The following is a 13,648-nucleotide window of genomic DNA, read 5'->3' as shown; positions in this document are numbered from 1 at the left end:
TCAGTCGTCCTCGTTCTCGCCCTGGTCGTCGCCGCCAACGCTGCGGTGGAACCCGGCGGGCTTGGCGAAGACCTGGCCGTTCTCGACCGCCGGGCCGGTGCCGCCGGTGACCAGGTTGCCGCTGGTCGAGTCGAACACCACGGTGTTGCCCGAGGCGGAGACGAACGGCTGCGTCGACGAGCCGTTGCCGAGCGAGCCGTCCGGCGCGGCGGCGACCCGCTCGGTGCGGCCGGTGCGCAGGTCCTGGCGGTAGACGTCCCAGCCCGGGTGCTGGGGGCCGGCCACCAGGTTGTCGGCGGCGGACTCGAAGTAGATCCAGCGGTTGTCGGCGCTGATCGAGCCGTGGTCGGAGGAGCCGACCGAGCTGGTGCCGGGCAGGCCGCCGCTGACCTTCGTCACGGTGCCGGTCCGCAGGTCCCGCACGTGGAGCACGGTGTGGTAGCGGTGGCCGCCGGTCGAGCCGCCGGGCTCGGACAGGGTGTAGATCGCGCGCCGCCCGTCGGGGCTGATCGTCGCCTCGAAGCTGGAGCTGCCGATCGTGCCGTCGAGGCCCGCGCTCACCGGTGTGAGCGTGCGGGAGCGGACGTCGTAGGTGTAGTAGGGGGCGGCGGTCGGGCGGGCCAGGCTCGGCTGCGCCGCGGACTGCGGGACGCTGCGGCGCGCGGCCTCGGCGGCGCTCGGGGTGAGCTCCACGTCGGCGGAGGCGTCGGAGGAGGCGGGGGCGGAGGCCGTGGCCGCCGCCGCGGCGGTCGCGGCGGCGAGGCCGGGGGCCTGCTCGTCCGGCAGCAGGCTGGAGATGGAGCCGAAGCCGATGGTGCGGCCGTCCGCGCTGATCGTCGGTCGGAACGACGTGCTCTCGCCCGGCTTGCCGTTCACGTCGTGGGAGACCAGCCGGGTGGTGTGGGTCCAGCGGTCGGTGAGGTAGACGTTGATCTTCCAGGTGTAGGGCCGGGCGAGCGAGGGCTCGGGGGTGGGCTCGGGCTCGGGGTCCACGACGGTCGGGTCCAGGTCGGTCCGGGAGGACACGTAGACCACGTACCGGCCGTTGCCGCTGACCTGCGCGTTGTACGAGGAGTGGTACTGGTCGGTGTCGGTGTTGGTGGGGCTGCTGCTGACCAGCTCGGTGCGGCCGGTCCTGCGGTCCCTGATGTACACCTCGGTGCGGTTCTTGACCTGCGCGCCGGGCGCCACGTTCTCGTCCTCGCTCTCGAAGACGACGTAGCGGCCGTCGGCGCTGATCCCGGCCTGGTCGGTCGAGCCGCTCAGCGCCCCGCCCGCGTCGGACAGGTTGACCTGTTCGAGGCGGCCGGTGCGCAGGTCCTTCACATAGGCGTTGCTCCAGCCCACCGAGGGTTGGGGCAGCAGGTTCGTGGCCCGGGAGGTGAACAGGGCGTAGCGGCCGTTCGCGCTGATGCCCTGGGCCGTCGACTGGTTGTCGGGCGCCGCGCCGTTCGGTCCGAGGCTGACCTGGGTGGTGCCGCGCGGCACCGGGCCGGCCTGGGCCGGGGCGGTGGCGACGGCGAGCAGCGCGGCCGCGACCAGGACGCTGCCACCGCCCGACAGCCAACGGTTGCGGGTCGTCCGGGTGGTTCGTGTCATGAAGGTGTTCCTCCCCAGCGATCGCCCGGCCGGGCTCCCTCCCGGCAACGGGCTTTCGGCAGAGCCAATCGTCGGGAGGGCCGGGGGGTCAACGCCCTCCGGTAATGTCGGCGTAAAATACGTCAACGGACGTATGCGGCAAGGGAATCAAGCCATTCGGACCGTCACGGGTGGCGTACGAAGACGTCCGCGGCGGCGTTGGTGTCGCCCGGCACCAGGTCGCCGTCGTCGGCGGTGAAAATCACCGTCCCGCCGGCGGCGTCCACGAACGGGTCCGAGGAGTCGGAGGTGCTCTGCCCGCCGTCCCGGGTGAGGCTGACCCGTTCGATCGCGCCGGTCCTCAGGTCGCGGCGGAAGACGTCGCTGACGCCGTTGGTGTCGCCGGGGACGAGGTTGTCGGCGGCGGAGTCGAAGTAGACCCAGTGGCCGTCGAAGGTCATGGCGGGGTTCTGGGCGCTCGCGGTGGTCGTGGTGCCGGGCAGGAAGGCGTTGAGCCGCGTCAGTCGGCCGGTGGCCAGTTCCCGGGCGTACAGGTCCATCCGGAAGTGGTTGGAGCCGGGCCCGCCGATGCGGAACGGCAGGCCGAACAGGGCGTAGCGGCCGTCGGGGCTGATCCGGGAGCCCCTGCTGACGCCGCGCAGGGTGCCCTCGTCGTCCACGCTGGCGCCGGAGACCTTCCCGGTGTCGGCCTTCCAGACGAAGTATGGGTAGAAGCGGGCCGGGGCCAGCCCGGGCGCACCGGCGTCGGTGCCGGGGCCGGTGCCGGGGTCGGTGTCGGCGGCGGGGTTGGCGGCCGGGGCCTGCGGGAGCAGGTTGGTCGCCCGGGAGGTGAAGCCGACGGTGGCGCCGTCCGCGCTGATCGTCACACCGTAGGAGGTGTTGTTGGCGGCCCCGCCGTCCGCGCCGGTGGTGACCACCCGGGTGGTGCCGGTCCAGCGGTCGGTGACCAGGACGTTGAAGTGGCGCGGGTCCGAGCCCGGGGCGAGGTCGGTGCGGTTGGAGGTGTAGGCGACGTAGCGGCCGTCCCGGCTCAGGGACGGACTGTCGGAGTAGCCCTCGTCGTCGCCGGACCCGCCCCCGGTGACCAGTTCGGTGCGGCCGGTCCAGCGGTCGCGGACGAAGACGTCGCTGAAGCGCCTCGGCTGGCCGGGCACCACGTTGGTGGCGCTGGTGCTGAAGGCCACGAACCGGCCGTCGGCGCTGATCGAGGCGTCCGCGGTGGGTGCGTCCAGCCGGGAGCCGTCGTCGGCGACGCTGACCCGTTCGACGTGTCCGTTGCGCAGGTCGCGGACGTAGACCTCCTCCGCGTTCGGGGTGCCGGGCCCGGGCAGCAGGTCGGGTGCGGTCGAGGTGAACAGCGCGGAGCGGCCGTCCTCGCTCAGCCCGATCGCGATCGAACGCCCGTTGATCTGCCCGCCCTTGGCGGTCTCGCTGACCCGGGCGGTGTCGCCCTTGGGCGGTTTGGCCTCGGCGGCGGGCAGCGCCGCTCCGGTGGCCACGGCGGTGGCGGCCAGCACGGCGGCGGCGCGGGCGAACCGGCGTCGAGTGGGTGCGTGCGTCATGGATCGTCCTCCCCTGATGGCGGTCCCGGGCCCACGGCCCCCGCGGCCCGGTCGGGGAGAGCCAAGCGTCGTGCGGACGGTTGGTCAACGACCGGTGGCGATTCCGTTCGGAAATACGCCACCGGTCGTATCCCGCAAGGGAGTCGGGGCATCGGACCGTCAGGGCCCCGGGGCCTCGGGGTGCGTCAGGCCGTCACAGGCGGCGCAGGAAGACGTCCAGCACCTGGTTGGTGTCGCCCGGCACCAGGTCGCCGTCGTCGGCGGTGAAGAGCACGGTGTCGCCGGTGGCGTCCACGAACGGACTGAAGGACGAGGAGGTGCTCTGCCCGCCGTCCCGGGTGAGGCTGACCCGTTCGATCCGGCCGGTCCACAGGTCGCGGCGGAAGATGTCGCCGGCGTCGTTGGTGTCGCCGGGGACCAGGGTCTCGGCGCCGGAGTCGAAGTAGACCCAGTGGCTGTCGGCCGTCATGACGCCGCCGGACGAGGACCACTTGGTGCTGGTGCCCGGCAGGTCGGTGTTGACCTTGGTGACCTTGCCGGTGGCCAGCTCGTGGACGTACAGGTCCAGCCGGATGCCGTGGGCCGGGCCGGGGAAGCCGCCGACGAACACCGGGACGCTGTAGATCGCGAAGCGGCCGTCCGGGCTGACCCTGGCGTCGTAGGAGACGCCGGTCAGCTCGCCGGTGCCGTCCAGGCTCGCACCGACGATCTTCCCGGTGCCGGCCTTCCAGACGTAGTACCGGTAGTAGTGGGGTCCGGCGAGCCGGGGCGAGTCGGTGGCGGCGTCGGTGGCGGGGTCGCCGGTGCCGGGGTCGGTGGCCGGGGGCTCCGGCAGCAGGTTCCCGGCGCGGGAGGTGAAGCCGACGGTGGCGCCGTCCGCGCTGATCGTCGGGGCGAAGGACGCGTTGTCGGCACCCGAGCCGTCCGCGCCGACGGTGACCAGCCGGCTGGTGCGGGTCCAGCGGTCGGTGACGTAGACGTTGTTCTTGCCGCGCCGCAGGGTGCCCGGGGCGAGGTCGCTGCGGTTGGAGACGTAGGCGACGTAGCGGCCGTCGCGGCTGATGCTGGGGCTGAGGGCCCCGAACCCGCTCTGGTCGTCGGTGCTCGGCACGGCGGCGGCGGTGACCAGCTCGGTGTGTCCGGTCCAGCGGTCGCGGACGAAGACGTCGCTGGGGTGGCTCGGCTGGCCGGGCACCACGTTGGTGGCGGTGGTGCTGAAGGCCACGAACCGGCCGTCGGCGCTGATCGAGGCGTCGGTGGTGGCGGCGTTCAGCGCGGAGCCGTCGTCGGCGACGCTGACCTTCTCGACGTGCCCGTTGCGCAGGTCGCGGACGTAGACCTCGTCCGTGTTCGGGGTGCCGGGCCCGGGCAGCAGATTGGTCGCGGCGGACGTGAAGAGCGCGGAGCGGCCGTCCTCGCTCAGCCCGAGCGGCGTCGAGTAGGCGTTGAGCTGCTCGCCCTTGGCGGTCTCGCTGACGCGGGCGGTGTCGCCCTTGGGCGGCCTGGCCTCGGCGGCGGGCATCGCGGCGCCGGCCACGGCGGTGGCGACCAGCACGGCGGCGGCGCGGCCCAGCCATCTGCGGGTGCGTGCGGTGGTCATGGAACGTCCTCCCCTGGGATCGGCCGGCCGCGCTCCCTCCCGGCGGCGGGCTCTCGCAGAGCCAACCGTCGGGAGGGCCGGTGGTCAACGGGCGGCGGTGATCTCGTCGGGAAATACGCCAACGGACGTATCCCGCAGGGGAGTCGGGTCCTTACAGTCGGCGGCGGAAGACGTCCGCGCAGCCGTTGGTGTCGCCCGGCACCAGGTTGCCGTCGTCGGCGGTGAACAGCAGCGTGGTGCCGAAGGCGTCGACGGCCGGGAAGGAGGACGCGGAGGTGCTCTGCGTGCCGTCCGCGGTGAGCGAGACCCGCTCGGTCCGGCCGGTCCACAGGTCGGTGCGGAAGATGTCGGTCTGTTCGTTGGTGTCGTCGGGCACCAGGTCGGCGGCCTCGGAGGCGAAGAAGACCCAGCGGTCGTCCAGGGTCATCTCGGCGTCGAAGGAGGAGTCGGTGCCGGTGGCGCCCGGAAGCGGGGTGCTGACCCTGGTGACCTTGCCGGTGGCGAGCTCGTGGACGAAGACGTCCTTGTGGACGCCGTGCGAGCCGGGCCGGCCGCCCGGCTGGAAGAGGGCGTAGACGGCGTAGCGGCCGGAGGGGCTGATCCGCCCGTCGGCGCCGCTGCCCTGGAGCTGCCCGGCCTCGTCGAGGCTGGCACCGGTGGTCCTCCCGGTGCGGGCGTCCCACACGTAGGACGGGTAGGGGCGGGTGCCGGAGGCGAGGGGCGACACGGCGGTCCCGGCGGCGGGCTGCGCCCCGTCGGGCGGGAGCAGGTTGCCGGCCCGTGAGCTGAAGCCGACGACGGTGCCGTCGGCGCTGATCGTGGGGCGGTAGGAGCTGTTGTCGGCGGGGGTGCCGTCCGCGCCGGTGCTGACCACCCGGGTGGTGCGGGTCCAGCGGTCGGTGACGAAGACGTTGAACTTGCCGCCGTGCACGCCCGGTGCGAGGTCGGTGCGGTCCGAGGAGTAGGCCACGTAGCGCCCGTCCCAGCTGACGGCCGGGTCGTGGGCGCTGCGGATGCTCTGGTCGTCGCCCGCGCCGGAGGTGCCGTCGCCGGCCGTGACCAGTTCGGTGCGGCCGGTCCACCGGTCCTGGACGAAGAGGTCGTTCTCGTGCTTCCGCTGTCCGGGCAGCACGTTGGTGGCGCGGGTGGTGAACGCCACGTACCGGCCGTCGCCGCTGATCGCCGCGTCGCCGGCGCCGTCGTTCAACGCGGAGCCGTCGGCGGCGACGCCGATCCGTTCGAGGTGGCCGTTGCGCAGGTCCCGGATGTAGACGTCCCCCGAGCTGCCGTGGCCGCCGGGCAGCAGGTTGGAGGCGGAGGACGAGAACAGGGCGTAGCGGCCGTCGCCGCTCAGCCCGCGCGCGAAGGACTCGCGGTCGGGCCCCTCGCCCGCCGGGCCCTCGCTGACGCGGGCGGTGTCGCCCTTGGGCGGCCTGGCCTCGGCGGCGGGCATCGCGGCGCCGGCCACGGCGGCGGCGGCCAGGACGGCGGCGGTACGGGCCGCCCAGCGGCGGGTGCGTGCGGTGGTCATCGATCGTCCTCCCCGGATGACGGTGCCGGGCCCACGGCCCCCGCGGCCCGGTTCGGCCACGAGCCAAACGCCGTCCGGGGCGGGCGGTCAACGGGCGGGGGCGATCTCGGCCGGAAATGTGCCACCGGCGGTGGGTCCGGCGGAAAACCCGCCGCGTCCGGGCAAGGCGCGCCGCGCTGGCAGAATTGGTCCGTGATCGACGCACGACGGCTGCGGACCCTTCGGGCCGTGGCGGACCACCGCACCGTGACCGCCGCGGCGGCCGCCCTCTACCTGACCCCCTCCGCGGTCTCCCAGCAGCTGGCCGCCCTGGAGCAGGAGACCGGCCACGACCTGCTCGCCCGGGAGGGCCGGGGCGTACGGCTGACCGCCGCCGGGGAGATCCTGCTCGGCCACGCCGACGTGGTGCTCGCCCAGCTGGAGCGCGCCGAGGCCGACCTCGCCGCGTACAGCGCGGGCGTCTCCGGGGAGGTCACCGTCGCCTCCTTCGCGACCGCCATCGCCTCGGTGCTCGCCCCCGCCGTCGGCCTGCTCGCCGAGCGCGCCCCCGGGGTGCGGCTCAAGGTGCTGGACGCCGAGGGCGACGCCAGCCTGCCGATGGTGCTGGACGGCCGGGCCGACCTCGCGGTGGCCGTCGAGTACCGGGGCGCCCCGCGCGCCGACGACGCCCGGCTGACCCGGGTGCCGCTGTACGCCGAGCCCTTCGAGGCCGTCCTGCCGCTCGGCCACCGGCTGGCCGACGAGTCCGGCCCGCTGGCCGTCGCCGCGCTGGCCGACGAGCCGTGGATCGGGCCGTACCCGGGCAACCCCTGCCACGACGTGGTGCTGCTGGCCTGCGAGCACGCCGGGTTCCAGCCCCGGCTGCTGCACTCCTCCGACGACTTCCGGGCCGTGGTGGCGCTCGCCGCGGCGGGCCTCGGGGTGGCGCTGGTGCCGCGCTCGGCACTGCGCGGCGTCGACCTCCGCGAGGTCGCGGTGCGGCCGGTGGACAGCGAGCTCGCCACCCGGCGGGTCTTCGCCGCCGTCCGGACCGGTGCCGACGGGCATCCGCTGGTCCGGCCGGTGCTGGACTCCCTCGCGCAGGCGGCCGCCGCGGGCGGGTGAGCCGACCGCGCGCGGGGCGGCTGCGGGTCGGGCGGCCCGCCGTGGTGCTTCCGGCGTGGCGTCCCGGCCCGGGCGGCCGTGCAGCCGCTGGTCCGTGCGGGCGGTCGAGGTTCGGCGCCCCCTCGGGACCGCCCCCGCTAAACGGTACCGACCGGTACCGACTGGAGGACGGTACCGACCGGTACCGTTTGGCGTCAAGAGTGGATAGGATCGGCCCCGTGGCAGTCAACGCACGGGCGCGCCTGCTGAGCACGGCCGAAACCCTCTTCTACGCGAACGGCATCCGCGCGGTCGGCGTGGAGCGCATCCTCTCCGAGTCCGGCGTGGGCCGGGCCTCCTTCTACCGGCACTTCACCGGCAAGGAGGAGCTGGTGACCGCGGTCCTGGAGGGCCGCGACGTCCGGTGGCGGGCATGGCTCTCCGAGCGGGTCGCGGCCCACGGCGGCCACCCGCTGCACGTCTTCGACGCGCTGGCCGAACGGTTCGCTACCCAGGACTTCCGCGGCTGCGTCGCGATCAACACGATGACCGAGATCGCCGACCCGGCCAGCCCGGCCCGCCGGATGGCGGCCCTGCACAAGACCCGCGTCATCGACCTGGTCGAGCGGCTGATGCGGGACGCCGGCGTCCCCGAGCCCGGGGAGCGCGCCCGGCAGTTCGCCCTCCTGATGGACGGCGCCATCGTCACCGCCCTGCGCGAGGGCACCCCGGAGGCCGCCTGGCGGGCCCGCGGCATCGCCGAGGCCCTGCTGGCCGTCTGACGCCTGACGCCTGACGCCCGAAGCCCGAAGCCCGACGCGGCGGCCCGGGCGCCCCGGGCGGTCCGGGCCGCCACGCCCCGGGCTCAGGCGTGGCGCGGCGCCGCCGGGGTGCCGTCGGGGCGGACTCCGGCGAACTCGTCCAGGACGGCGACCCGCAGCTCGTGGGCGCCGTCCGGCCGGCTCTGCTCGTAGTAGAGGTACCAGCGGCCGCGGGCCGGGACGAGGTCGGCGTACCGGATGTCCAGCCAGGGGCCGTCCGGGGTGAGCCGGTGCCAGTCGCGCAGGTCGGTGGAGGCGGCCAGGCCGCAGCGCTCCTCGTAGTTGCCGGCGGCGTCCGCCGAGCCGTCGTAGAGCGCGAGCCAGCCGCCCCGGCCGTCGGGCAGGACAGTGGTGATCCGGGACTCGTAGCCGTCCCAGGCGCCGGCCGGGCCGACGTCCAGCGCCTCGGCGGCGCGGCCCGGCGGGGCGGTGAAGAGCAGCCCGTCCGGGGACACCGCGAGCGCGGTGGGCTGGACGGTGAGGCCGGTGGTGTGGATGTCGGCGTCGGCGTGGGCGCGGTCCTGCTCCTCGGGGGTGAACGGCCGGGCGCGGGAGACGGTGGCGAACAGGTGGACGCCGGCGTCGGTTTCGAGCAGGTAGGGGTCCTTGACGCCCTCGGTGCCGGTGGTCGCGGCGGTGAGGACGGGGGTGCGGGTGGCGAGGTCGAAGGACTCGGGGGCGTCGGCGCGCAGGGCGTCGACGCGCCAGCGGTTGTCGGCCGGGTCGACGTGGCTGAGGTGGAGCAGGTAGCCGCCGTCGCGGGGCAGCAGGGCGAGGCGTTCCATCGAGGGGGAGTCCAGTTCGTCGCGCCGGACGGACCACAGGTCGCGGAAGGCGATGCCGTCGGTGCTCTCGGCGACGGCGCAGCGCCAGCCCCGGTCGGGCCCGTGCGTCGCGCCGCGCGGGCGGCGCTCGCGGTAGGTGAGCAGGAAGCGGTCGAGGTCCGGCTCGTACCGGACGCCCGGGCAGCCGGCCCAGTAGCCGGGTTCGGGGCGCTCGGGGGCGCGGACGAGGTGGGAGGCGCCGAGGTCGGGCGCGGCGGGCAGGGCGGGGTGCGGCATGGATCCGTCCTTCGGGGAGGGGTGTCGCGAAGTTTCTATCAGATCGATCAAAAGTCCGGGCCAGGCGCAGTGGGTCGTCGTCGACCGGCTGACCAGCGAGGTGGCCAGCTTCACCAGCAGGTCTTCTATGAAGACGATGTTTCGCCCGATGGCGATCGCACGACACCGAACGGCCGAGCCTTGACCGTCCCCCGGAGATCACGGCTACCTTCTTCTCAGAGTCGATCAAACATGGCCGACCAGGACCCGAGGAAGCCCAGCCCCGATGACCGCCCCCAGCACCGACGCACCCGGCTACGCCGGCCTGGGCCTGTACGTCGGCGACCTCCACAACCACTGCGGCATCAGCTACGGCCACGGGAGCATCGAGGACGCCTACGCCAACGCCCGGCTCCAACTCGACTTCGCCAGCGTCACCGGCCACGGCTGGTGGCCCGACCTGCCCGAGCGCACCCCCGAACTGGCGAGCCTGGTCGACTACCACACCGAGGGCTTCGCCCGGCTGGCCCGGCTCTGGGACCACGTCCAGGACGTCACCGCCGCCGCCCACGAGGACGGCCGCTTCGTCACCTTCCAGTCCTTCGAGTGGCACAGCCTCGCCCACGGCGACCACTGCGTGTACTTCGACGGCCCGCGCGGCGAGATCATCCGGGCGGCGGACCTGGACGAACTGCGCGCCCGGCTGCGGGTGCTCGCCGCCCAGGGCGTGCGCACCTGGGCGCTGCCGCACCACATCGGCTACGGGCCGGCCCGCCGCGGCATCGACTGGGCCTCCTACACCGAGGAGTTCGCCCCGGTGGTGGAGATGATGTCGATGCACGGCTGCGCCGAGTCCGACGAGGCGCCGCGCGGCTACCTGCACACCATGGGCCCGCGCGCCGGCGCCGCCACGGCCGTCCACGGCCTGCGCCTGGGCCACCGCTTCGGGCTGATCGGCTCCACCGACCACCACAGCGCCTTCCCCGGCAGCCACGGGCACGGCCGGGTGGCGGTCTGGGCCCCGGAACTGACCCGGGACGGCATCTGGAACGCCGTCCAGCAGCGCCGCACGTACGCGATCACCGGCGACCGCATCCTGCTCGCCACCTCCGTCAACGGCGCCCCGATGGGCGCCGAGGCCGCCTCCGCCGACCGACGCCGGATCCACGTCACCGTCCAGGGCCGGGACGCGCTCGACCACGTGGAACTGCTCCGCAACGGCATACCCGTCCACCGGGTCAGCCGGCCCGAACTCCTCGCTGGCGCCGGCGGATCGGACGCCTTCTCCGGCACCCTGGGCTTCGCCGTCGGCTGGGGCCGGCGCGGCGAACCCGTGCACTGGGACGTCGTGCTGCGGATCGAGGGCGGGCGGCTGCTGGACGTCCAGCCCCGGTTGCGCGGCCCGGAGACCGTCGCGCCGGCCGAGGCCGAGCCGGACACCTACCGGCCGTCCTGGTGGGAGCGCACCGGGCCGGGCGAGCTCCGGCTGCGGACGGTCACCGACGGCAACCCCAACACCGCCACCGACAGCACCCAGGGCTTCTCGCTGCGGATCGAGGGCGACACGCGCACCCGGCTGGTCGCCGTCGTCAACGGAGTGGAGAGCGCCCACGCCGTCGGCGAACTCCTCGCCGGCGCGCGGACCGGATTCACCGGCGGGTTCGTCTCCGGCGCCTACCGCTTCGACCGGGCCGTTCCCGACCGGGAGACGACCGCCGAATTCGAGCTGACCGACGAACGCCCCGGCGGCGACGGGGACTTCTACCACGTGCGGGTCCGGCAGCTGAACGACCAGTGGGCCTGGTCCAGCCCGACCTGGGTGGGACCGGCCGACTCCTGTCGGCGGGCCGGCTGACGCCATCCCCCGTCAGCCGGCCGCGCCCCCGGTCGATCAGCCCCGAACCTCCAGAAGGAGAAGAACCATGTCCCGCCTCCCCGGCCGCCTCGCCGGCGCCGTGCTCACCGCCGCCCTGGCCGTGACCGCCGCCGCCCCGGCCCACGCCGCCGTCCCCGCCCCTGCCGCTCCCGCTGCTCCCACCGCTCCCGCCCTGGTGTCCGGTACCGACGTCTTCGCCGACGACTTCGAATCCGGCACCGTCTCCGCCTGGACCCGCCAGCGCGTCGACGGCAACGGCAGCATCACCGTGGCCGGCGCCCCCGCCGGCGGCAGCGGCCGGGCCGCCCGCTTCGCCGTGCCGAACGACGGCGTCTCCTACCGCTCCGAGGTCGCCGTCAACTCCCTCGGCTGGGGCAGCTACCGCTTCGCCCTCGCCGACTACCTGCCCGCCGACTGGGTGCGGACCCCCACCGAGACGATCGTCGCCCAGTGGCACGGCTACCCGCTCGCGGACGGCAGCGACACCAAGCCGCCGATCGCCCTGACCGTCAAGGACGGCAGCTGGCGGCTCAAGGTGCACTGGCTGTCCGACCCCAGCACCGTCCAGGAGGCGGTGATCCCGCTCGGCGACGTGCAGTTCGGCCACTGGAACCAGTGGGCCTTCGACATCACCTGGTCCACCGACACCACCCCCGGCGCCGTCACCGTGTTCCGGGACGGCGCGCAGGTCGGCGCGTACAGCGGCCTCAACAACTACCACCAGAACCAGTCGCCGTACTTCAAGACCGGCATCTACCGGGCCAACTGGAACCCGGCCAAGAACATCCCCTACCCGACCGGCGGCCCCGACGTGGTGGCCTGGAGCGACAGCGTCGTCGTGACCAGGTACTGACCCGCGCGCACGGACCCCGGACCCCGAGAACCGAAGAGGTAGCACCACCATGAGCGACGCAGCCCGTCACCGCGGCCTGCCCCGAAGAGGCTTCCTCGGCCTGAGCGCCGGAGCGGCCCTGCTGGCGGCGGGCTGCCGCTCGGCCACCGAGGACGCCGCCGGCGGGGCCGCGGCCTCCGCCACCGCCTCCGCGCCGGACCTCCAGATCGTCTACGGCGCCGCCCCCGACCCCACCCAGCTGCTCCACCGCGGCCCGGACACCCCGGTGTTCGTCAACCTGGTGCTGGACCGGCTGGTCGACCTCGACCCGCAGACGCTGCAGCCCGTGCCCTGGCTCGCCACCTCCTGGGAGTGGAGCGCCGACCGCACCCGGCTGGTGCTCAAGCTGCGCGAGGACGTCACCTTCCACGACGGCCGCCCGCTCGACCCGGACGACGTCGTCTTCTCGCTCACCGGCGCCGCCAAGTCCTCCCAGGTCAAGCCGCTGCTGGAACGGCTCGCCGACATCAGGGCGAGCGCCCGCAACGAGGTCACGCTCACCCTCGCCAGGCCCACCAGCAACCTGTTCGACGCGCTCGCCTTCAACCCCGTGGTGGACGCCCGCAGTTACGTCGACGGCAAGGCCGCCGAGAAGGTCAACGGCACCGGGCCCTTCACCTGGCAGTCGTTCAAGGGCGGCAACCAGCTCGACCTGGCCCGCTACGACCACTACTGGCAGAGCGGGCGGCCCCGCTTCGAGCGGATCACCGTCCGGTCGGTGACCAGCAGCCAGGCCGCGCTGTCCGCCCTCCAGTCGGGGCAGTCCCACCTGATCGGCGCGGTGCCCGGACGCGACCTCAAGGTGCTGGGCGGGAACCCGGGCTTCGCCGTGCAGTCCGCCAAGTCCTCCTACCAGCAGGCGTTCCTCGGCGTGAACACCACCAGCAGGCCCTTCGACGACCGCCGGGTGCGCCAGGCCCTGCAGTACGCGGTGGACCGCGAGCGAATCGTCGCCCAGGTGTACGGCGGCCACGCCGAGGCGAGCAGCCTGCCCTGGCCGTCCAACACCCCCGGCGTCACCCCCGACCAGGTGACCCGCTACCCGCACGACCCGGAGAAGGCCCGCGGGCTGCTCCGGGAGGCCGGCGCCCAGGGCGCACGGGTGCCGCTCACCGCCGCCAACTCGCCGGTGTTCGCCTCCCTCGTGGAACTGGTCAAGTACGACCTGGAGCAGGCCGGCTTCGGCGTCGACGTCCAGCTGCTCGACAACGCCGCACTCCAGCCGAAGATCCAACAGGGCACGCTGGAGGGACTGTTCATCGCCAACCACGGCATGGTCAGCGTCTCCCCGCTGAGCGGGATCACCGTCTCCGGCCCGCTCCAGGTCGGCCGGAACACCTCGCACGTCACCGACCCCGCCTACGCCGAACTCCAGTCCCGCGCCTTCGCCGCCGCCGACGAGCGGGCCCGGGCCGACGTCAACCACGAACTGTCCGAGTACCTGCTCGCCGAGTCCTTCCACATCACCCTCGCGCATGCCTGGGAGACCTACGCCTTCGCCTCCTCGGTCCACGGCGTGGCCACCAGCGCGCTCGGCTACCTGCGGCTCGACGACACCCGCCGCACCGCCTGACGCGCCGCAACGCGACCGCCGTCCCAGGGCGACCCCCACCGTCCTGGGACGGCGGCCCCCGCCCGCCCGAC

Annotated in this window: 10 protein-coding genes; 5 read left to right on the top strand and 5 right to left on the bottom strand. The window is 74.1% G+C overall.

Translation table 11 applies throughout. The features are described 5' to 3' along the window. From ACFVUY_RS19955 to ACFVUY_RS19940, 4 genes are all read right to left on the bottom strand, one after another. Positions 1-1,599, bottom strand: coding sequence for a TolB family protein (locus tag ACFVUY_RS19955; protein WP_387731531.1), 1,599 nt, complete (start codon positions 1,597-1,599; stop codon positions 1-3). A gap of 164 nt (positions 1,600-1,763) precedes the next feature. Next, positions 1,764-3,161 (bottom strand): hypothetical protein, encoded by a 1,398-nt coding sequence (locus tag ACFVUY_RS19950; protein ID WP_387731528.1) that lies wholly within the window; start codon positions 3,159-3,161, stop codon positions 1,764-1,766. 193 nt (positions 3,162-3,354) lie between these two features. After that, entirely contained in the window at positions 3,355-4,761 is a 1,407-nt protein-coding gene (locus ACFVUY_RS19945) for a hypothetical protein (RefSeq protein WP_387731525.1), read from the bottom strand. 151 nt (positions 4,762-4,912) lie between these two features. Then, positions 4,913-6,292 (bottom strand): hypothetical protein, encoded by a 1,380-nt coding sequence (locus ACFVUY_RS19940; RefSeq protein ID WP_387731522.1) that lies wholly within the window; start codon positions 6,290-6,292, stop codon positions 4,913-4,915. 192 nt (positions 6,293-6,484) lie between these two features. Between ACFVUY_RS19940 and ACFVUY_RS19935 the strand changes: the two genes are divergently transcribed. Beyond that, positions 6,485-7,396 carry a LysR substrate-binding domain-containing protein gene (locus ACFVUY_RS19935; RefSeq protein ID WP_387687017.1) on the top strand — a complete coding sequence of 304 codons (912 nt, stop codon included), beginning with the start codon at positions 6,485-6,487 and terminating at the stop codon, positions 7,394-7,396. 218 nt (positions 7,397-7,614) lie between these two features. Next, positions 7,615-8,157, top strand: coding sequence for a TetR/AcrR family transcriptional regulator (locus ACFVUY_RS19930; protein WP_387687019.1), 543 nt, complete (start codon positions 7,615-7,617; stop codon positions 8,155-8,157). Between the two features lie 83 nt (positions 8,158-8,240). Here the strand turns inward: ACFVUY_RS19930 and ACFVUY_RS19925 are convergent, their stop codons facing one another. Then, positions 8,241-9,257, bottom strand: a complete 1,017-nt coding sequence (locus ACFVUY_RS19925) for a hypothetical protein (protein WP_387731519.1) — start codon at positions 9,255-9,257, stop codon at positions 8,241-8,243. A gap of 265 nt (positions 9,258-9,522) precedes the next feature. Here ACFVUY_RS19925 and ACFVUY_RS19920 point away from each other — a divergent pair, with 265 nt between their 5' ends. From ACFVUY_RS19920 to ACFVUY_RS19910, 3 genes are all read left to right on the top strand, one after another. Next, on the top strand, positions 9,523-11,091 hold the full coding sequence (locus ACFVUY_RS19920) for a DUF3604 domain-containing protein (RefSeq protein WP_387731516.1): 1,569 nt from the start codon (positions 9,523-9,525) through the stop codon (positions 11,089-11,091). A 67-nt stretch (positions 11,092-11,158) separates the two neighbouring features. Continuing rightward, complete coding sequence (locus tag ACFVUY_RS19915) at positions 11,159-11,965, top strand: heparin lyase I family protein (RefSeq protein ID WP_387731513.1); 807 nt, start codon at positions 11,159-11,161, stop codon at positions 11,963-11,965. 49 nt (positions 11,966-12,014) lie between these two features. Beyond that, positions 12,015-13,577 (top strand): ABC transporter substrate-binding protein, encoded by a 1,563-nt coding sequence (locus tag ACFVUY_RS19910; RefSeq protein ID WP_387731510.1) that lies wholly within the window; start codon positions 12,015-12,017, stop codon positions 13,575-13,577. Positions 13,578-13,648 lie beyond the last annotated feature (71 nt).

Source organism: Kitasatospora sp. NPDC058063 (genome assembly GCF_042885395.1).
Classification (GTDB): Bacteria; Actinomycetota; Actinomycetes; order Streptomycetales; family Streptomycetaceae; genus Kitasatospora; species Kitasatospora lactacystinica.
This window is presented reverse-complemented; position numbering and strand designations above follow the sequence as displayed.